17 protein-coding genes and 1 pseudogene are annotated in these 18250 nt (G+C 55.3%); 8 read left to right on the forward strand and 10 right to left on the reverse strand.

From position 1 onward, the window contains the following. Window positions 1-91: 91 nt before the first annotated feature. The 4 genes from phnD to yqhD form a co-directional block, all read right to left on the reverse strand. Complete coding sequence (gene phnD / locus ACE38U_RS10750) at window positions 92-1033, reverse strand: phosphonate ABC transporter substrate-binding protein (protein ID WP_038478866.1); 942 nt, start codon at window positions 1031-1033, stop codon at window positions 92-94. A 35-nt stretch (window positions 1034-1068) separates the two neighbouring features. After that, window positions 1069-1911, reverse strand: coding sequence for a phosphonate ABC transporter ATP-binding protein (gene phnC / locus ACE38U_RS10755; protein WP_176981563.1), 843 nt, complete (start codon window positions 1909-1911; stop codon window positions 1069-1071). Window positions 1912-2130: 219 nt separating this feature from the next. Then, the gene (dkgA, locus tag ACE38U_RS10760; RefSeq protein WP_375529725.1) at window positions 2131-2958 is read right to left on the reverse strand and encodes a 2,5-didehydrogluconate reductase DkgA; all 828 of its coding nucleotides are present in this window, start codon (window positions 2956-2958) and stop codon (window positions 2131-2133) included. A gap of 103 nt (window positions 2959-3061) precedes the next feature. Continuing rightward, window positions 3062-4225 (reverse strand): alcohol dehydrogenase, encoded by a 1164-nt coding sequence (yqhD, locus tag ACE38U_RS10765; RefSeq protein ID WP_375529726.1) that lies wholly within the window; start codon window positions 4223-4225, stop codon window positions 3062-3064. 185 nt (window positions 4226-4410) lie between these two features. Here yqhD and ACE38U_RS10770 point away from each other — a divergent pair, with 185 nt between their 5' ends. Continuing rightward, window positions 4411-5298, forward strand: a complete 888-nt coding sequence (locus ACE38U_RS10770; protein WP_038478878.1) for an AraC family transcriptional regulator — start codon at window positions 4411-4413, stop codon at window positions 5296-5298. Between the two features lie 60 nt (window positions 5299-5358). On the opposite strand, the gene yghB is transcribed toward ACE38U_RS10770, so the two are convergent. Then, window positions 5359-6018, reverse strand: coding sequence for a DedA family general envelope maintenance protein YghB (yghB, locus tag ACE38U_RS10775; protein ID WP_038478881.1), 660 nt, complete (start codon window positions 6016-6018; stop codon window positions 5359-5361). A gap of 175 nt (window positions 6019-6193) precedes the next feature. Beyond that, window positions 6194-7381, reverse strand: a complete 1188-nt coding sequence (gene metC, locus ACE38U_RS10780; protein WP_375529727.1) for a cystathionine beta-lyase — start codon at window positions 7379-7381, stop codon at window positions 6194-6196. Window positions 7382-7637: 256 nt separating this feature from the next. Here metC and exbB point away from each other — a divergent pair, with 256 nt between their 5' ends. Together exbB and exbD are read left to right on the forward strand one after the other, a co-directional pair. Further along, a complete protein-coding gene (exbB, locus tag ACE38U_RS10785) occupies window positions 7638-8372 on the forward strand; it encodes a tol-pal system-associated acyl-CoA thioesterase (protein ID WP_071842970.1) in 735 nt (244 codons plus the stop codon). Window positions 8373-8378: 6 nt separating this feature from the next. Next, on the forward strand, window positions 8379-8804 hold the full coding sequence (exbD, locus tag ACE38U_RS10790) for a TonB system transport protein ExbD (RefSeq protein WP_038478889.1): 426 nt from the start codon (window positions 8379-8381) through the stop codon (window positions 8802-8804). Window positions 8805-9642: 838 nt separating this feature from the next. On the opposite strand, the gene ACE38U_RS10795 is transcribed toward exbD, so the two are convergent. Next, window positions 9643-10026, reverse strand: coding sequence for a hypothetical protein (locus tag ACE38U_RS10795; protein ID WP_052049006.1), 384 nt, complete (start codon window positions 10024-10026; stop codon window positions 9643-9645). Between the two features lie 4 nt (window positions 10027-10030). Then, window positions 10031-10432 (reverse strand): hypothetical protein, encoded by a 402-nt coding sequence (locus ACE38U_RS10800; protein WP_038478892.1) that lies wholly within the window; start codon window positions 10430-10432, stop codon window positions 10031-10033. Between the two features lie 93 nt (window positions 10433-10525). On the opposite strand from ACE38U_RS10800, the gene ACE38U_RS10805 reads away from it, so the two are divergent. Continuing rightward, entirely contained in the window at window positions 10526-11017 is a 492-nt protein-coding gene (locus tag ACE38U_RS10805; RefSeq protein WP_038478895.1) for an ESA_00282 family adhesion-associated protein, read from the forward strand. Window positions 11018-11118: 101 nt separating this feature from the next. Here the strand turns inward: ACE38U_RS10805 and ACE38U_RS10810 are convergent. Then, window positions 11119-11250: pseudogene (locus ACE38U_RS10810) on the reverse strand (L-glyceraldehyde 3-phosphate reductase); the annotation flags it as partial. 133 nt (window positions 11251-11383) lie between these two features. Next, a complete protein-coding gene (locus ACE38U_RS10815) occupies window positions 11384-12235 on the reverse strand; it encodes a MurR/RpiR family transcriptional regulator (RefSeq protein WP_375529728.1) in 852 nt (283 codons plus the stop codon). Between the two features lie 249 nt (window positions 12236-12484). Between ACE38U_RS10815 and ACE38U_RS10820 the strand changes: the two genes are divergently transcribed. The 4 genes from ACE38U_RS10820 to ACE38U_RS10835 all read left to right on the forward strand — a co-directional run bounded on the left by ACE38U_RS10820 (window position 12485) and on the right by ACE38U_RS10835 (window position 18200). Beyond that, window positions 12485-13990 carry a CoA-acylating methylmalonate-semialdehyde dehydrogenase gene (locus ACE38U_RS10820; protein WP_375529729.1) on the forward strand — a complete coding sequence of 502 codons (1506 nt, stop codon included), beginning with the start codon at window positions 12485-12487 and terminating at the stop codon, window positions 13988-13990. 11 nt (window positions 13991-14001) lie between these two features. Further along, window positions 14002-15930: a 3D-(3,5/4)-trihydroxycyclohexane-1,2-dione acylhydrolase (decyclizing) gene (iolD, locus tag ACE38U_RS10825; RefSeq protein WP_176981568.1), complete on the forward strand. Its 1929-nt coding sequence runs from the start codon at window positions 14002-14004 to the stop codon at window positions 15928-15930. Between the two features lie 318 nt (window positions 15931-16248). Then, window positions 16249-17235, forward strand: coding sequence for an inositol 2-dehydrogenase (iolG, locus tag ACE38U_RS10830; RefSeq protein WP_038478910.1), 987 nt, complete (start codon window positions 16249-16251; stop codon window positions 17233-17235). Window positions 17236-17270: 35 nt separating this feature from the next. Further along, entirely contained in the window at window positions 17271-18200 is a 930-nt protein-coding gene (locus ACE38U_RS10835; RefSeq protein ID WP_038478913.1) for a sugar ABC transporter substrate-binding protein, read from the forward strand. Window positions 18201-18250: the final 50 nt, after the last annotated feature.

Genomic DNA, 18250 nt, shown 5'->3' on the forward strand with positions numbered 1-18250 from the left:
TCCGGTTTGTTTCCGGTGACGGGTCGCCCCGTCCTGATAAAAAAGCACCCTGGCAGGTCGCCGGGGTGCGATTTTTATGCGGCGTTCGCAATTAGCGGGCGCTAACCAGCTCACGCTTCATGTCGATGATCTGCTGGAAGTCAGCCACAGATGCCGGGCCGATGTGCTGGGTGCCGCCCATCGCCTTCACGAAGCAACCGTGATCTTCTTTATCCAGTTTCTTCACCGCATCCACGACTTTTGCCTTGAAGTCAGCCGGCAGCTTGTTGCTGACCAGGATCGGGCCGTTCGGGATCAGTGGGGAAGTCCAGATGATGCGGATCTGCTTCATCAGGTCAGGGTGATCCATACGGATCAGGCGGTTAAACGCCCCGGCGCTGTAGCCGTCGTTATAGTCGCCGACCATTGAAGCCCAGGTCACCGCGCCGGCAAACTGGCCGTTCAGCACGCCCAGAATGTCCTGCTCGTGGCCGCCGGAGAAGGTCACGCTGGAGAAGAAGTTGTTGTATTTGTTGTCCGGAGTGCCGCCGAGCTTCTGTTTGAACTCGTGGTTAGGGATCAGATAGCCAGAAGTGGAGTCAGGATCGGCGAAGCCGAAGGATTTCCCTTTCAGATCTTCGATGGTTTTGTACGGGCTGTCGGCCTTAACGATAACCACAGAGTGGTAGCCGCGGGACTGATCTTTATCGTCAACCGCGATGCCAACGATATCCACCGCTTTCGGATCGTTCATGTACACCGAAGCGTAGGAAGAAGGGGACATGCTCAGCACCAGGTCGACTTTACCGCCGATCAGGCCCTGAATAACGCCAGAGTAGTCAGAAGAGTTACGCAGTTTAGTGTCGACATTCAGTTCTTTATCCATGAACTGCTTCACACACTGGTTATCACCAATTTGCTGGGTCGCATTCTGCCCGCCGAGGATCCCGAGGTTCAGTTCGCGCGGCTGGTCAGCAGCCATTGCGTGGCCTGCAATCACAAGGCCAGTAATCACTGCAGATAAACGTAATGCGCCAGTCAGTTGCTTTTTCATTATCATTGCCTGTGTTGTATCAATTGGAGAGAGAATTAATGCACTTGATTGATTTCATCGCCGTACAAGAGATGCAGCACGTCCTCCGTTAACATCGCCGGATGACCGTCAAACACGATATTTCCTTTTGCAACCCCGATAACGCGGGTGCAGTACTCCTTCACCAGCTCGATGGAATGCAGGTTCACCATCACGCTGATGCCTTGCTCACACACTTCACGCAGCACTTTCATGATGCGTTGGGTATTTTTCGGGTCGAGGGAAGCCACCGGCTCATCGGCCAGCAGGATGCCTGGGTTTTGCATCAGCGCCCGGCAAATGGCTACGCGCTGCATCTGGCCGCCGGAAAGGTTCTCGGCGCGCTGCAGGGCGTGAGGCAGCATGTTCATCCACTCCAGCAGGGAAATGGCGCGGGCGCGGTCTGCCTCAGGGAAAACTTTAAACAGGGATTTCAGCGTGGAGGTCTGGCTCAGGCGGCCCAGCAGCACGTTAGTCAGCACGTCCAGTCTCGGCACAAGGCAGAAATCCTGGAAAATCATGCCGCATTCGGTGCGCCACTGGTTCAGAGCGCGACCGCTGAGTTTAGACACATCGTGCGGCATCCCGACTTCTGGAAAGCTGAGGATCTCGCCCGACGTGGCAGTATGCGTACCGTTGAGAATATGCAGCAGCGTGGATTTGCCCGCGCCTGAGCGGCCAATCACGCCAACCAGCTCACCGGCATGCAGGTCGAAGTTAATGTCGTGCAGCACGGTCTGATGGGAGTTATAGGCCTTACTCAGGCTCTTAACGCTCAGTACTTTACGGCCCGGAGCGGGTGCAAACTGCGGCAGAGACTCCAGGTCAGAGTTGGTAACAACGGCAAGGGATCTGTTCATAACCATTCCAAATGAGTTAGCGAAGCTGGCCCTATTTATCGTGGTGTTGTGTGACTTTTTGATTACGGCTAAAAGAACAAATAATGAACGCCGTGAAAATTCAGTCACCGTCAGAACGGATGTGTTGCGCGTAGAAACCGCTTGGGCAGGGGGTGTACAGGAAATAAAAAACCACCCGGCCCGTTAAGGCGAAGGTGGTTTGGGAAAGAAAATCTGGACTTAGCCGACAAACACATCCGGGTCTGGCCCAAGACGTTTGCCGCAGTCGAGCTTCGCAATTTCAGCCAGCTCGTCTTTGTCCAGCCGGAAGTCGAACACCTCAAAGTTTTCGGCAATACGAGCAGGCGTGACCGATTTAGGGATAACCACCAGTCCGCTATCCAGGTGCCAGCGAATCACAACCTGCGCCGGCGTTTTGCCGTATTTTTCCGCTAAATCACGAATGATTTTCTGATCAAACACGCCTTCGCCGCCCTGAGCCAGCGGGCTCCATGACTCGGTCTGAATCTTATGGGTAGCGTTCCACGCATGAATCTGGCGCTGCTGCAGCAGTGGGTGCAGCTCAATCTGGTTAATAACCGGGCTAACGCCGGTTTCGTCGATCAGCCGCTGGAGATGATTAATATTGAAGTTACACACCCCGATACTCTTCACCAGGCCCTCTTTTTGCAGCTCAATCAGCCCTTTCCAGGCTTCGAGGTAGCGATCCTTACTCGGCACCGGCCAGTGCAGCAGGTAGAGATCGACGTAGTCGAGCTGCAGCTTTTCAAGGCTGTCTTCCAGCGCCTGGCGAGGCCGCTGCTGGTCGCTGTTCCATAGCTTTGTAGTAATGAACAGGTCGTCACGCGCAACGCCTGCGCTCTTCAGCGCGGCGCCTACGCCGTCCTCATTTTTGTAGGCGGCGGCGGTATCAATGGAGCGGTACCCCACCTCCAGCGCTTTCTCAATGGCTGTCCTGACCTGGTCGTTGCTTGCCTGCCAGACACCGAGCCCAAGCTGCGGCATCACGTTGCCATCCTGGAGCTTGATTAAGGTTGGATGAGTCATACGTACCTCCTTAATAGTGCGAAAAACACCGGGCAAGCCCGGTGTAAGTTTTTTATTAAGTCTAGTCGAAACTCAGGCAATGAAAGCCATCACCAGGATTCTCTTAGCGAGCGGCTTCGTAAATGCGGCGGCTAACGTCCAGCGTGATGTCCTGATGTTCACCCAGCTTAGTCATGCCTTTTTCTTCCAGTTTCACCAGCAGAGCAGGGATGGAACTGCCGTCCAGGCCGTAGGCGGACAGGCGAGTCGCGGTGCCCATTTTCTCGAAGAAATTGCGCGTAGCTTCGATAGCAGCATCAATACGTTCGTCTTCGCTGCCGGAAGTGATGTTCCAGACGCGCTCTGCATATTGCAGCAGTTTGGCACGCTTCTCGTTACGTTTTTCATTCATCAGAGAAGGCAGAACCACCGCCAGGGTCTGAGCGTGATCCAGGCCGTGCATTGCGGTCAGTTCGTGGCCCAGCATATGGGTTGCCCAGTCCTGCGGCACGCCGGCCCCGATCAGGCCGTTCAGCGCCATCGTCGCGGCCCACATCACGTTCGCACGAACGTCATAGTTTTCCGGATCTTTCAGCGCTTTCGGGCCGTCTTCAATCAGCGTCAGCAGAATGCCTTCGGCAAAACGATCCTGAACTTTGGCGTTAACCGGGTAGGTCAGGTACTGCTCGATGGTGTGAACAAAGGCATCCACCACGCCGTTAGCAACCTGTTTAGGCGGCAGGGTGTAGGTGTAAACCGGATCCAGAACCGCAAAGACAGGCTGTACGAAGTCAGACATAAACGCCTGTTTGTCGCCGGTAGAACGGCGGGAAACCACTGCGCCTTTGTTGGACTCGGAGCCGGTGGCCGGCAGCGTCAGTACGGAGCCCATTGGGATCGCGCTTTTCACGTCGTTACCGCGGGTCAGCAGAATGTTCCACGGATCGATATCCTGCGGATAGTGAGCCGCAGCCGCGATGAATTTAGTGCCGTCGAGCACGGAGCCGCCGCCGACTGCCAGCAGGAAAGTCACGTTTTCTTTACGCGCGATTTCCACGGCTTTCATCAGCGTTTCGTAAGACGGGTTAGGTTCGATGCCGCCAAACTCCAGCACGTCGAGGCCTTTCAGCGCGTCTTTAACCTGGCCCAGTACGCCAGTTTTAATCACGCTGCCGCCGCCGTAGGTCACCAGGACGCGAGCGTCCGCTGGGATCTGGTCACGCAGTTCTGCCAGGGAGCCTTTACCAAACAGGATGCGGGTTGGGGTATGAAGATTGAAGTTATTCATGATGGGTTTCCCGTTCGTTAGATGAGTTACATTGCTAAATCTGATGGCGCTTATTGTGGTCCGCCACCCTGTCTCTCTCAATGCATATTCCTGCCTTTATCTTGCCTGTTTCTCCAAACGGCTGGAGAAACCGTAGGATTCATCGCACACTGTAAGCCGGATAAAAGTGCCGTGGAGACGTAAACATGAACCGCCAGGCTATCTGCCAGCAGCTGACGGATAAAATCAATCAGCTGATTTTAAAAGAAAAAAGTGATGTATTTTTTGATGGCGTAAGGCTGATGTACGGCACCAAACCGATGGTACGTACCCCGGTAATGTACGATCCGGGCATTGTTTTTCTCTTTTCAGGCCATAAAACGGGTTATCTCAACGACCGCGTATTCCGCTATGACGCCAACGAATACCTGCTCCTGACGGTGCCTTTGCCCTTTGAGTGCGAAACCTTTGCGACAGCCGACGTGCCGCTCGCGGGGATGCGCGTGAAGGTGGATATTCAGCAGCTGCAGGATTTGCTGATGGATATCGGCGAGGACGACCTTTTCCGGCCTCAGTCCTGCACCGATGGAATCAATTCAGCCGAACTGTCGGAAGAAATTCTTTGCGCCACCGAGCGGCTGTTGGACGTCTTAGAAAGGCCTCTTGATGCCCGGGTGCTGGGCAAACAAATTATCCGCGAGATCCTCTATCACGTGCTGACGGGGCCAAGCGGCGGGGCGCTGTTGGCGCTGGTTAGTCGCCAGACTCATTTTAGTCTCATCAGCCGGGTGCTGCGTCGGATTGAAAACCAGTACACCGAAAACCTGTCGGTAGACCAGCTGGCGGCCGAGGCTAACATGAGCGTGTCGGCGTTCCATCATAACTTTAAGTCGGTGACCAGCACCTCGCCGCTGCAATACCTGAAAAGCTATCGCCTGCATAAGGCAAGAATGTTAATGCTGCATGACGGTATGAAGGCAAGCGCGGCGGCTATTCGCGTCGGCTATGAAAGCGCTTCGCAGTTTAGCCGGGAGTTTAAGCGCTATTTTGGCGTGACGCCGGGGGAAGACATGGCGCGGATGCGGGTGATTTAAGGCGGTGATTGCAAAGAGCGAATAAGCCATTCTTATCCGCTCTGGCTGAATCAAGGACGATTACGCGGCGCTAACTTTTTTTTTCAACACCACAAACAGCGTGCCGACAAGGCCAAAAATCAGCAGGGCAACGGGCAGGATCATCAGGAAGGTCATGACCTGATCTTCATGACGCTTAACAAAGGGGATCATGCTGAGCGCATAGCCCAGGCTGGTAACAACGCCCACCCACAGCAGCCCGCTCAGCCAGTTAAATAACTGAAAACGACGGTTGCTGAGGCCCGAAATGCCCGCCATGGTTGGCAGCAGCGTACGAACAAAGGCCAGGAAGCGGCCAGCGAGCAGCGCCAGCAGGCCGTGGCGGTCAAACATCTGCGTGGCGCGCTGGTGGTACTGGGTTGGCAGTTGTGCAAGCCAGCCTTTCACGGTACGGGTATTGCCGAGCCAGCGGCCTTGTAAATAGCTCAGCCAGCAGCCGAGGCTTGCGGCAACGGTAAGAATAACCAACGTTGGAACAAATCCCATTACCCCTTTCGCTATTAGCGCGCCCGCGAGCAGCAGCAGGCTATCTCCCGGCAAAAACGAAGCGGGAAGCAGCCCATTTTCCAGAAAAAGCGTTGCGAACATAACGCAATAAACAACACCAATAACGTGGGGGTCGGCCAGCGCGGCAAAATCGTGATGCCAGAGCGCCTCGACAATATTTTTTATAACAGCCATGGGTATTCCTGTGGAACCGCTTATTGAGCTTGCCTGAGTATTGCTCCCGCAACTTAGGCTCACCTTAATTTCTACACATTGTACCGCTAAAATGCCGGCGACACCTTGATCCCAGGCTCAACAAAACGCCGATGATGGCAAAAAAACGCTCCACGGTTACCGCTAAACGGAAATTTTAGGCAATGCGCTGGAAACCTACTTCCAGATCGGCAATCAGATCGTCCACGTTTTCCAGGCCAATATGCAGGCGAACCAGGGTACCGCTGAAGTCGACGCCGCCTGCGGGGCGGATCTCAGCCAGTTCATCAGGCTGATTAGCGAGAATAAGCGATTCATAACCGCCCCAGGAATAGGCCATGCTGAAATACTCGAAATGATTGAGGTACCGTGCATACTCTTCATCGCTGAGCCGTTTTTTCAACACAAACGAGAACAGCCCGCTGCTGCCTGTAAAGTCACGTTTCCAGTATTCATGCCCTTTACTTCCGGGAAGTGCCGGATGATTCACTCTTTCTACCTGAGGATGCCCGGCCAGCCATTCGGCCACTTGTAGGCTGCTTTCATGGTGCTGACGCAGACGAACGCCCAGCGTGCGAATACCTCGGCTTGTCATATAAGCGGTATCCGCATCCAGCATTTGCCCCATCAGGTAGGCATTCTCGCGCAGCCGATCCCAACATCGGGCATTGGATACCGCGGTGCCGACCATCGCATCCGAATGGCCAATCAGGTATTTGGTGCCCGCCTGAATAGAAATATCGATACCGAACTCCAGCGCCTTAAACAGCACGCCAGCCGCCCAGGTATTGTCGATCATGATGATAGCGTCAGGGGCAACGCGCCTGACCGCCGCGACGATCGCCGGAATATCGTGGACTTCCATGGTAATAGAGCCGGGGGACTCGAGGAAAACGACTTTGGTGTTCGGCTGAATCAGGTCGGCTATCCCGGCCCCGATATCCGGCGCGAACCAACTGGTGCTGACCCCGAGCTTCGAGAGAATTTTGGTGCAGAAGTCCTGGGTGGGTTCGTAGGCGGTTTCGGTGACCAGAACATGATCGCCCTGCTCGACAAAGGCCAGAATAGTATTGGCAACGGCAGCGGCGCCGCAGGGGAAGAGGGCGCAGCCGGCGCCGCCTTCAAGTTCGCACATCGCTTCCTGTAAAGAGAAATGGGTTAGCGTGCCGCGGCGGCCGTAGAACAGTTCTCCTTTTGCGCGATTGGCGGTGGCCTGTTTTTTGGCCTCGACGCTTTCAAACACCAAAGAGGAGGCGCGCTGAATGACGCTGTTAACCGAACCCTGAGTAAACCTCTTGCTGCGCCCGGCGTTGACCAGCGTCGTTTCGATGTGTTTTTCCGCCATTGTCGTTTCCCCGTTTAACCATCTGGATGTCTGGACGTAAATTAACACAAAATGCGCAAAGGGCATCATGGCGTTTTTTCAGGTTGGTCAAAAAAGTCATCATTTCGCCGGGGCAGATCTTTTCCTGCGTAAGCGCAAGGAATGCCTCAACAATTTCTGGCAGTCTGCAAATACTAATGAGAACGACTATCAATTCGATAGTTTTTTGATATATTAGTCTCAGTTTTGACATTTATTTCTCGCTGGAGCGTAAGACGTGACGAGTAATTTGATGCAGACGGATCTGTCCGTTTGGGGCATGTATCAACATGCTGACATCGTAGTGAAGATCGTGATGATTGGCCTGATTATGGCCTCTGTAGTCACCTGGGCCATCTTTTTCAGTAAGAGCGTGGAGCTGATTACCCAGAAACGTCGCCTCAAGCGCGAACAGCAGCAGCTGGCTAACGTCCGCTCCCTGAATGAAGCGAGCAGCGCGGCCGAAGCGTTTGACAGCAAAAGCCTCAGCACGCTGTTGATCAACGAAGCCCAAAACGAGCTGGAACTTTCCGCCGGCGTTGAAGATAACGAAGGCATCAAAGATCGTACCGGCTTCCGCCTTGAGCGCCGCGTGGCCGCCGTTGGGCGTCACATGGGGCGTGGCAACGGCTTCCTGGCCACTATCGGCGCTATTTCGCCGTTTGTCGGCCTGTTCGGCACCGTTTGGGGCATCATGAACAGCTTCATCGGTATCGCCCAGTCCCAGACCACTAACCTGGCGGTTGTTGCGCCGGGTATCGCAGAAGCACTGCTGGCAACGGCCATTGGCCTGGTCGCCGCAATCCCTGCGGTGGTTATCTATAACATCTTCGCGCGTATGATTGGCAGCTACAAAGCAAGCCTTAGCGACGTGGCGGCTCAGGTACTGTTGCTGCAAAGCCGTGACCTTGACCTGGAGGGCACAGCCCAGCCGCGCCCGGTACGCAATACTCAGCAACTGCGTGTAGGTTAATGCCCCATGGCAATGCGTCTGAACGAAAACCTCGATGACAATGGTGAAATGCACGAAATCAACGTTACGCCGTTTATCGACGTGATGTTGGTGCTGCTGATCATCTTCATGGTGGCCGCGCCGCTGGCCACGGTGGACGTGAAGGTTAACCTTCCGGCCTCCAGCAGCGAACCGCAGCCACGCCCGGAAAAGCCGGTTTACCTGTCGGTAAAAGCAGACCATTCGATGTTTATCGGCAACGATCCGGTAAGCAAAGAGTCGATGGTTAGCTCATTGATTGCCGCGACCGAAGGGAAAAAGGACACCACCATTTTCTTCCGCGCGGACAAAACGGTGGACTACGAAACGCTGATGGACGTGATGGATACGCTGCACCAGGCAGGGTACCTGAAGATTGGCCTGGTCGGCCAGGAAGTCACTAAAGCGAAGTAAGAGGGGGGGCCTCATCACGGCCCTTTTCCTCTTGGGAGAGGGTGAAAACAACTCAAGTTTATTCTCTCCGTAGTTGTTACGTTCACCCGTAAATCTGTTTCCCCTGCACTTTCAGAGCACGGTGAACGTGTCCGGGGGATAACGCCATCCCCCGAACAGCCCCGGCGCCCGGCAAGCTCATCGCCGCTAAAGCGGTAAACCCACCGTTCATCACCCAAACATTCGGGGTCGTTCGCGATTCGTTCCCGACGATCGCTCTCTTTCGCTGCTCCCGGCAGCTCAACCCCGCCTGAGTTGGGTCATAACCGGGGGCGATGAGAGCCGGGGACAAATCTTCCCCTCACCCCGACCCTCTCCCAGAGGGAGAGGGGGAAAACAGCCAACGTGGAACATTGTTTATTCCCTCTCCCTTCCAGGGAGAGGGTTAGGGTGAGGGTAAAAATAAGAAGCAAGGCTCGGTTCCGGCTTAAATCGCCTCGGTTTTCTCTCCGACTGGCCAGGGTCCGGGCGTCGGGAACGGCCGGAGGCTGAGAGCGTCGGGAACGCATCTCAGCCGACCCAGGACTGGGAGATAAAACGGAGGTCTGCCGCTTTAGCGGTCGATTTATTTGGCCGGGAGTCCGGGGTCTCGGGGGAGTGACGGTGACTCCACCGAGTCGTTCACAAGTTTGGGGGCTGCATATAAAGCTGTGCTTGAGGTGAACGGAACCTTAGCTGAACCTTCATAGAGATTATTTGTGACTAACAGACAGCCAAAGAGAGCAACCGTTAAATTTTATTACTCTTTAAATTCCCTTGCCCCACTGGGGAGAGGGCCAGGGGAAGAGGCAAACCCCACTCACAGAGTGGAACTCTTCCATGTCTTCTCCGCCAGGCCACGGGTTATCGACAGCGTCTGGGCTTCTTGCTCCTTCAGGCGCTGATAATGTCCTTCCAGTCGCTTGAGGATTTGCTCTTTAAGCTTCGGATGGTGGCTGAGGATCTCTTCCAGCACCGCGCCGTACACTTCCTCCTTCGCTCGCCATGGGTAAATCTCACGGCGGTTCATCCATTTCAGGTCGACCAGTGCCGAAGTAATATCCGTCACTTCCTGTGTATTGCGGGTAATATTTTCATTTTTAAGCCGAACAAGAATAGCTATGTTTTTACTTAACGTAAATTCATGGTCTTTATTTTCGTCGGCGTTGATTAACGCAGATTGTTTTTTTATAGGTTCTGCCACGGCACTACTCCTCAATCGAATAGCATAATGGCCAGGGTTTTTCTTGAGTCATTTGATTAACCCAAATTTCCTGTTCTTTGCTACTCACCCAGGCGGTTTTATCTTCGATAAGCATTTGTAAGTCGGCGGCGCTAATAAGTTCTTTTTCAACCAGTTCGCCCATCAGGGCATGTAGAGCTTCTATCCTGACCGCGCACAGCAGACGTTCTTTAATATGACGATCGGTTTCTTCAAGCAGGCGGTTTTTGGCCTGGCCTGCGTAATGACTGCCGCTCAGGATGTTTTTTTCCAGCGTTAAAATCTTATCCTGAACGACTTCCGGCGTGGTACTATTTTCAGCTTCTGCAGGGAGCGTTGAGGGTGCAACAACAGGATAGCGCCGTGGTAAGAAGTGTTCAGGCAGCATCGAATGTGATCCTTTGATATCGGTTCAATATTCAGGTTCAGAGATTCGCGATATGATGCCTCAATTCAAAAATAAAAAAAACAGGAGTTTCTTATGCACAGCATATTTTATTCTATTGTCACAATTTTGATTTTGTTATGCGCCGTGTTGGTTATGCGCAAGGAATTTGGTGCGTCAAATAATAAGTCTGATGAAATAAAACCGCTGACCACCAGCGAAGAGCGGGAAGATTACTTTGGCATGTTGATGTCAAAAATCACGCCCAGCTATTATTGGCGTATCAACAGTGAGTATATTGATTTCACCCATGCCACAATTAAAAAAATGCGTATTGATGAGTTGACCTCGCAGCCGGTTTTATTTAGCGCCCAGCGCCGCTGCAGCGACTTAAATTCGGCGGTATATAAATATTACGACAATATTAAAAAACGCTGCGCCGAAGGTGAACAGGTTCCGTTGTCGGATATTGAAGTGCTCAACCTGCGTCAGTGTTTTAACGAGTTTAGCCGGGAAGCCTACCCGGAGCTGGTGGCGCTGGTTTGGCCGCAGTACCAGCGCCCTGAGATAGACCTGAACAGCGTGTGAGACGTTAAACGCATTTCCAGACAGGATAGGAACGTATTATTGAGAATGTGATGCGGACCTCGCACTGGCTTCTTGCCCCTGTTAAACAGGGGCTTTTGCTTTTATTTATCCGACGATGCCTGCCACAAATTCAGTTCGCCATCGGTAACGTGGCGGTCAATTCTCTCCAGCTCTTCTGCCGTAAAGCTGAGATTATCCAGCGCTTTCATGTTTTCTTTTAGCCGCTCTGGCCGCAGGAGCGATACTGCATGGATTGATAACGTGCCGGGCTGGCCTCGTACGGCATAGTGTCTCCTTAGGGTAAGAGTTATTTTTTGAAACGCTGTTTTCATCTTAACCCTGCGGAGACATTCGGCAATCCGAAAATCAGGCCTCCGGCGAAAGCGCGCTGTGGGGCGTGCCCTGGTAATACGCGAGCGCCACCATCAGCGACTGCACCAGGCAAAGCGTGGCCGACTGCGAGCGGAAAGCGTCGACCTGCGCCTCTTTCACCACAAAACAGAGATCGCTGAATGTTGCGAACGGGCTGATCTGGCTGTCGGTAATCACAATCTGGCGGGCACCGGCCTGCGCGGCGATTTCACTCACCATCAGCGTTTCCTCGGCATAAGGCGAGAAGCTTATCGACACCACGATATCTTTCGCTTTAACGCGGTTGACTTGCTCGCGCAGCATGCCGCCAAGCCCGTCCAGCAGCACTGCGCGGCAATCAAGGTGGCTCAGGGCATAGGTCAGGTAGGCCGCCACGCTAAAAGAACGGCGCAGGCCGACAACATAGATAGTGTCCGCTTCGGCGAGCAGCTCAACCGCATGTTGTAGCTGCTCTGGATCGGTACGTGCGGCCAGCTGCTGCAGCGCCTGAGCGTTCGAACGAGCGAACTCTTGCAGAATATCCAGCGGCGTTTCCGGGACGGCTTCGCTGCCAAGCTCGCGGAACAGCCTCGCCCGGTCAGTGTAGCTGGCCGTCTCTTCCACCAGGTTCATACGGAACAGCTGTTTCATCTCGTTGAAGCCGCTGAAATCAAAGGCATTGGCAAAGCGAATCAGCGTCGAGGGCGGCACTTCGGCCCGCTCGGCAATAGCGGCCACGGTATCAAATGCCACGCTGTTGGTGTTATCCAGCACGTAGCGGGAAACCTGCTGCAGCCTCTTACTCAGGCCGTCGTAGCGGTCGCGGATCTGCTGTTGGAGTTCGCTTAGGGTCGTCGCCGTGGTCAATTTGCCATCCTCAAAAGTATTCACTGAAACGTATTTAAGCGCAGTACCGCGAAAAATGAAACAGATGCACCAAAAGCCGGTGGGGCTGAAATGTCTCTTGCCTCTCAGTCTTTGCACATCTTTCCCCGCGTTAACATAAAAACGGAGTGTTGATCACAATAATCAACATTTATTTTATTTCAACTTAAAATGGAATGTTTGTTTCATATACAGTGTTCGGGAGACAACCCTAACAGCGAGAGGCCAGAGATGGAGACGGTAGCTAATTTTATTCACGGTGAATGCGTCGCGGGCGAAGGTCAGCGCGTGCAGGCGATCTTCAACCCGGCAACCGGCGAGCAGATTCGCCAGGTCGGCATGAGCACGGCCAGACAGACCGAGCAGGCCATCGCCGCCGCTCAGCAGGCGTTTCCGGGCTGGGCTCGCCAGTCTCCCCTCAAGCGCGCTCGCGTGATGTTCCGCTTTAAAAGCCTGCTTGAAGAACATATGGACGGCCTGGCGAGGCTCATCAGCGAAGAGCACGGCAAAGTGTATTCTGATGCCGTGGGCGAACTGACCCGCGGCCTCGAAGTGGTGGAGTTTGCCTGTGGCATACCGCATCTGCAAAAGGGCGAGCATTCGGCCAACGTGGGTACGGGCGTAGATAGCCACTCGCTGATGCAGCCGCTTGGCGTTTGTGCGGGGATCACGCCGTTTAACTTCCCGGCCATGGTGCCGATGTGGATGTTCCCCATTGCGCTGGTGACCGGCAATACCTTCGTCCTCAAGCCGTCGGAAAAAGATCCGTCGTTGTCGCTGCGGCTAGCTCAACTGTTGCAAGAGGCCGGGCTGCCGGACGGAGTATTTAACGTAGTTCAGGGCGATAAAGAAGCCGTAGACGTTCTGCTGACTGACCCAAGAGTTCAGGCCGTCAGCTTTGTCGGCTCGACGCCGATTGCCGAGTACATCTACCAGACTGCTTCCGCCCACGGCAAGCGTTGCCAGGCGCTGGGCGGGGCGAAAAACCACTGTATCTTAATGCCGGATGCTGACCTGGAAATGGCAACCAACGCCATCATGGGAGCCGCTTTTGGTGCCGCCGGTGAGCGCTGCATGGCGCTGTCGGTTGTGGTTGCCGTGGGCGATGAAACCGCCGATGCGCTTTGTGCGGGACTGGAAAAACAGCTCGACACGCTGCGAGTTGGGCCTGGGCTGGGGCATGAGCCAGAAAATGACATGGGGCCGCTGATTTCCGCCCCGCACCGGGCAAAAGTGCTGGGCTATATTGATAGCGGCGAGCAACAGGGCGCGACGCTGCGCGTTGATGGCCGTGGTCTCAGGCTGGCGGGCAATGAAGGCGGTTATTTTGTTGGCCCAACGCTGTTTGACCGCGTCACGCCTGAAATGACCATCTATAAAGAAGAAATATTCGGCCCGGTGCTGTGCGTGGTGCGCATACCGGATTACGCCAGCGCTCTGGAGCTGATTAACAAACATGAATACGGCAACGGCACGGCGATTTTTACCCGTGATGGCGGCACCGCAAGGCGTTTTACCGAGGAAGTCCAGACGGGCATGGTCGGCGTGAACGTCCCCATCCCGGTGCCAATGGCGTTTCACAGCTTCGGCGGCTGGAAGCGTTCCATCTTTGGGCCACTTAACGTCCACGGCAGCGACGGCGTACGTTTCTATACGCGCATGAAAACCGTCACCGCCCGCTGGCCGGACACCAGCCATCAGCAAGGCTCTGCGTTCTCGATGCCAACGCTGGGCTAAGGGGAGGAAAGATGACGACACAACGCATGACCATGGCGCAGGCGCTGGTCAGGTTTTTAAACCAGCAGTACGTTGAAATCGACGGGCGCGAGCAGCCGTTTGTTGAGGGCGTAATGACCATTTTCGGGCACGGCAACGTGCTCGGCCTTGGGCAGGCGCTGGAGGAGGAACCCGGCCACCTGAAGGTACATCAGGGCTGCAACGAGCAGGGCATGGCGCATATCGCCACTGGCTTCGCCAAACAGCACCGTCGGCAGCGCATTTATGCCGTGAGCTCATCGGTGGGGCCAGGGGCGGCAAATATGGTGACCGCCGCCGCAACGGCCACCGCCAACCGCATTCCTTTGTTGTTGCTGCCCGGCGACATCTATGCCAGCCGGCAGCCGGACCCGGTGCTCCAGCAAATCGAGCAGTATCACGATCTCAGCATCAGCACCAACGACTGCTTCCGGCCTGTGTCCCGCTACTGGGACAGGATTAACCGCCCGGAGCAGCTGATGAGCGCCATGATTAGTGCCATGCGAGTACTTACTAACCCCGCGGAAACGGGAGCGGTAACGATTTGCCTGCCGCAGGACGTGCAGGGGGAAGCCTGGGATTATCCGCAAAGCTTCTTCGAGAAGCGAGTACATCATATTGAACGGCGCCCGCCGGATGAAAGCCGCCTGCAGGCTGCGTTGAAGCTGATTGCCGGCAAGCGTCGCCCGCTGGTTATCTGCGGCGGAGGGGTTCGCTATTCAGGCGCGCATCAGGCATTTCAGCATTTTGTGGAGGGCTTCGGGCTGCCGTTTGCCGAAACGCAGGCCGGGAAAGGTGCAATTGTAAGCGAGCACTCACTTAATCTCGGCGGCCTCGGCGTGACGGGCGGCCTGGCGGCTAATCGGCTTGCGCCGCAGGCCGATCTGATTATTGGCGTGGGTACCCGCTTGACCGACTTCACCACCGGTTCTAAATCACTATTTTCACCTGAGGCCGACTTCCTGCTGCTTAACGTGGCCGAGTTCGACGCCCTCAAGCTGGACGCCACGCCGCTGGTAGCCGATGCAAAGATTGGGCTTGAACGGCTGACTGCCGGTCTGCATCAGGCAGGCTACCACGCTGCCTGGCAGGACGAAGCAGCTCTGGCTCAAGCGGCCTGGCGCGACGAGTGCCAACGATTGTGGAGGCGGAACTGGCAACCAGGAGAACCTCCAGAAGTGGCGGGCCACCTGGATGAAACGTTGCAGGAATACAGCCGCGAGCTAGGCACCTCATTAACGCAAACCCGCGTGCTGGGCCTGGTGAATCAGCATATAGAAGAGGACGCCATCGTGGTGGGCGCGGCCGGGTCGTTGCCGGGAGATTTACAGCGCCTGTGGCAGGTAAAAACGCCGGACAGCTATCACCTCGAATACGGCTATTCGTGCATGGGCTATGAGATAGCCGCCGCGGTAGGGGCTAAGCTCGCGAAGCCGCAGCAGCCGGTGTATGCGATGGTCGGGGACGGATCTTACCTGATGCTGCATTCTGAGCTGCAAACCGCCGTCCAGGAAGGAATAAAAATCACCATTTTGCTGTTTGATAACGCCGGTTTCGGCTGCATCAATAACCTGCAAATGGGCCACGGAATGGGCAGTTTTGGCACCGAAAATCGTTCCCGTAACCCGCAAAGCGGCAGGCTTGATGGCCCGCTGGTGAAGGTGGACTTTGCCCAAAATGCCGAAAGCTATGGCTGCAAAGCCTGGCGGGTCAACGGCGAGTCTGAGCTGCTTGCTGCCCTGGAAGCCTCCCGCCGGGAGCCGGGACCGACGCTGCTGGATATCAAAGTGCTGCCTAAAACCATGACGCACGATTACGAAGCCTGGTGGCGTACCGGAGATGCCCAGGTTTCGCGCTCGAGCGCCGTGACCGATGCCGCGGAACAAACCGCTGGTAAGCTCAAAAAAGCCCGTCAGTACTAGTCCTTTAGCATTCCGCCAGACCATTTGGCGGAATGTTCATTTCATTTTCACTTCATCTGTGCTCTTTGTCGATCTATGAACGCGCTCCCTCTCTCAAATCCCTTCTCTGTGCAGGCGTTAATTCACCCGTTGTTGTGATTTTGCTAGCAAAATGAAGTCGATAAATCATCAAAATGTTAACCTCTGCGCAAAAATGAAACTTTCACTCTGCATTAAAATGAAATAAATGTTTTATTTAAGGCGTCGTTATTCAGCTGCACGTGAAGGCCGGCCTGCCCGGCTCATGACCCTACTGCAACACCACTTTCGGGAGCCGCCATGTTTAACATTGCTTTACTAGGAGCAGGCCGTATCGGCCAGATCCACGCCGCCAATATTGCTGCCCATCCGCATTCCACCCTCTGGTCCGTTGTCGACCCTAATGCAGAAAACGCCGCGCGCATTGCCGAAAAATACCAGGCTCGCCAGCAAAGCGTTGAACAGGCTATGAGTGACCCGGAGGTGCATGCCGTGCTGATCGCCTCGGCGACCGATACCCATGCGGACCTGATTGAGCTTGCCGCCAAACACGGCAAGGCTATTTTCTGCGAAAAGCCGGTACACCTGGATCTGGCTCGCGTGCGTGACTGCCTGAAAGTCGTTAAAGAGCGTGATGTTCCGCTGTTCATTGGCTTTAACCGCCGCTTCGATCCGCAGTTCCGTAAAGTGAAAAACGAAGTGCTGCAGGGGCGCATCGGGACGCCGGAATCGCTGGTGATTATCTCTCGCGACCCGTCGCCACCGCCTGCAGAATATGTGCGTGTCTCCGGCGGGATGTTCCGCGACATGACCATTCATGACTTTGATATGGCTCGCTTCATCATGGGTGAAGAGCCCGTTTCGGTGTACGCCCAGGGCAGCAACCTGGTTGACCCGGCGATTGGCGCGGCGGGAGACATCGATACCGCGTTTATCGTCCTGAAATACGCTTCTGGCGCGCTGGCCACCATCGTTAACAGCCGTCGTTCGGCCTACGGATACGACCAGCGCCTCGAGCTACACGGTTCTAAGGGCCTGCTGACCGCCGGCAATATTCTGGAAAATCAGGTCCAGTTCTTCGGCGACGGCGGTCACAACAGCGCGTTGCCAGAACACTTCTTCCTCCAGCGCTACAAAGATGCCTACGCCGCCGAATGGCAGCACTTTGTTGCCGTCCTGCGCGGTGAGGCCAAACCCGAGTGCAGCGGCGATGACGGTGAACGCGCCCTGTACCTGGCCGACAAGGCGCTGGAGTCACTGCGTAGCCAGCGCGAAGTTGCTTTGTAACCTCCGAAGACCCTACACATAGAAGAGAGATAACAATGAAAAAGCTGATCCTCGCCGCCCTCATCGCCCTGACCACGGCTCCGGCGCTGGCCGAAAACGAACAGATTGTTTTTAGCACCCCAAACCTCGCTATGCCGTTTGAAGTGCATATGCAGCGCACCGCCGTGCAGGCCGCCAAAGAGATGGGCGTTAAGCTGCAGGTGCTCGACAGCCAGGGCAGCTCTCCTAAGCAGGCTGCCGACCTGGAAAACGCCATTACCCGTGGCGCGCAGGGATTTATCGTTTCGCCGAATGACGTTAACGCCGTGTCGAGCGCGGTAGGAGAAATTCAGGACGCTAATCTGCCGGTGGTCACGCTCGACCGCTCGGTAGCCAGCGAAAAGCCGGTGCTGCATTTCGGCGCCAACAACTACAAAGGCGGCCAGGCGGTGGCTGACTTTGTGAAAGCCAAATTCCCTGACGGCGCGGACATCGTGCTGCTGACCGGCCAGCCGGGTTCTTCCTCCAACATAGAGCGCACTAAAGGGATCCGTGATGGCCTGAAAGCCGGAGGCGATAAATACAAGATCGTCGCCGATCAGACCGGAAACTGGATGCGTTCTGAAGGTATGCGCATCGTTGAAAGCGTGCTGCCGTCGCTGCCGAAAAAACCTCAGGTCATTCTTTCTGCCAACGACGATATGGCGCTGGGAGCCATTGAAGCGCTGCAGGGGCAGGGCATGAAGCCGGGTGAAGTGCTGGTGACAGGCTTTGACGCCGTGCCGGAAGCGCTGGCCCGCGTGCGCGATGGCTGGCTGGCGGCAACCGCCGATCAACGTCCAGGTTTTGCGGTGAAGACGGCGATGAGCCAACTGGTGGCCAATATCCGTGAGAAGAAGGCGATCACCGGAGCAGATTACGCGCCAACGATGATAACCAAAGAAAACCTGGATCAAGCAGAGCGTATCGGCGAAGCCGGCAAGTAGATCTGACAGTGCCCGTCCCGATGCGGACGGGCGCAACAGAGGAGCAGTCT

The organism is Cedecea selenatireducens, assembly GCF_042138895.1.
GTDB classification, from domain to species: Bacteria; Pseudomonadota; Gammaproteobacteria; order Enterobacterales; family Enterobacteriaceae; genus Cedecea; species Cedecea selenatireducens.

What these genes read in the sequence shown, in the direction of transcription:
- phnD (WP_038478866.1), bottom strand. Translation starts at nt 1,033, where the DNA reads ATGAAAAAGCAACTGACTGGCGCATTACGTTTATCTGCAGTGATTACT.
- phnC (WP_176981563.1), bottom strand. Translation starts at nt 1,911, where the DNA reads ATGAACAGATCCCTTGCCGTTGTTACCAACTCTGACCTGGAGTCTCTG.
- dkgA (WP_375529725.1), bottom strand. Translation starts at nt 2,958, where the DNA reads ATGACTCATCCAACCTTAATCAAGCTCCAGGATGGCAACGTGATGCCG.
- yqhD (WP_375529726.1), bottom strand. Translation starts at nt 4,225, where the DNA reads ATGAATAACTTCAATCTTCATACCCCAACCCGCATCCTGTTTGGTAAA.
- ACE38U_RS10770 (WP_038478878.1), top strand. Translation starts at nt 4,411, where the DNA reads ATGAACCGCCAGGCTATCTGCCAGCAGCTGACGGATAAAATCAATCAG.
- yghB (WP_038478881.1), bottom strand. Translation starts at nt 6,018, where the DNA reads ATGGCTGTTATAAAAAATATTGTCGAGGCGCTCTGGCATCACGATTTT.
- metC (WP_375529727.1), bottom strand. Translation starts at nt 7,381, where the DNA reads ATGGCGGAAAAACACATCGAAACGACGCTGGTCAACGCCGGGCGCAGC.
- exbD (WP_038478889.1), top strand. Translation starts at nt 8,379, where the DNA reads ATGGCAATGCGTCTGAACGAAAACCTCGATGACAATGGTGAAATGCAC.
- ACE38U_RS10800 (WP_038478892.1), bottom strand. Translation starts at nt 10,432, where the DNA reads ATGCTGCCTGAACACTTCTTACCACGGCGCTATCCTGTTGTTGCACCC.
- ACE38U_RS10805 (WP_038478895.1), top strand. Translation starts at nt 10,526, where the DNA reads ATGCACAGCATATTTTATTCTATTGTCACAATTTTGATTTTGTTATGC.
- ACE38U_RS10820 (WP_375529729.1), top strand. Translation starts at nt 12,485, where the DNA reads ATGGAGACGGTAGCTAATTTTATTCACGGTGAATGCGTCGCGGGCGAA.
- iolD (WP_176981568.1), top strand. Translation starts at nt 14,002, where the DNA reads ATGACGACACAACGCATGACCATGGCGCAGGCGCTGGTCAGGTTTTTA.
- iolG (WP_038478910.1), top strand. Translation starts at nt 16,249, where the DNA reads ATGTTTAACATTGCTTTACTAGGAGCAGGCCGTATCGGCCAGATCCAC.
- ACE38U_RS10835 (WP_038478913.1), top strand. Translation starts at nt 17,271, where the DNA reads ATGAAAAAGCTGATCCTCGCCGCCCTCATCGCCCTGACCACGGCTCCG.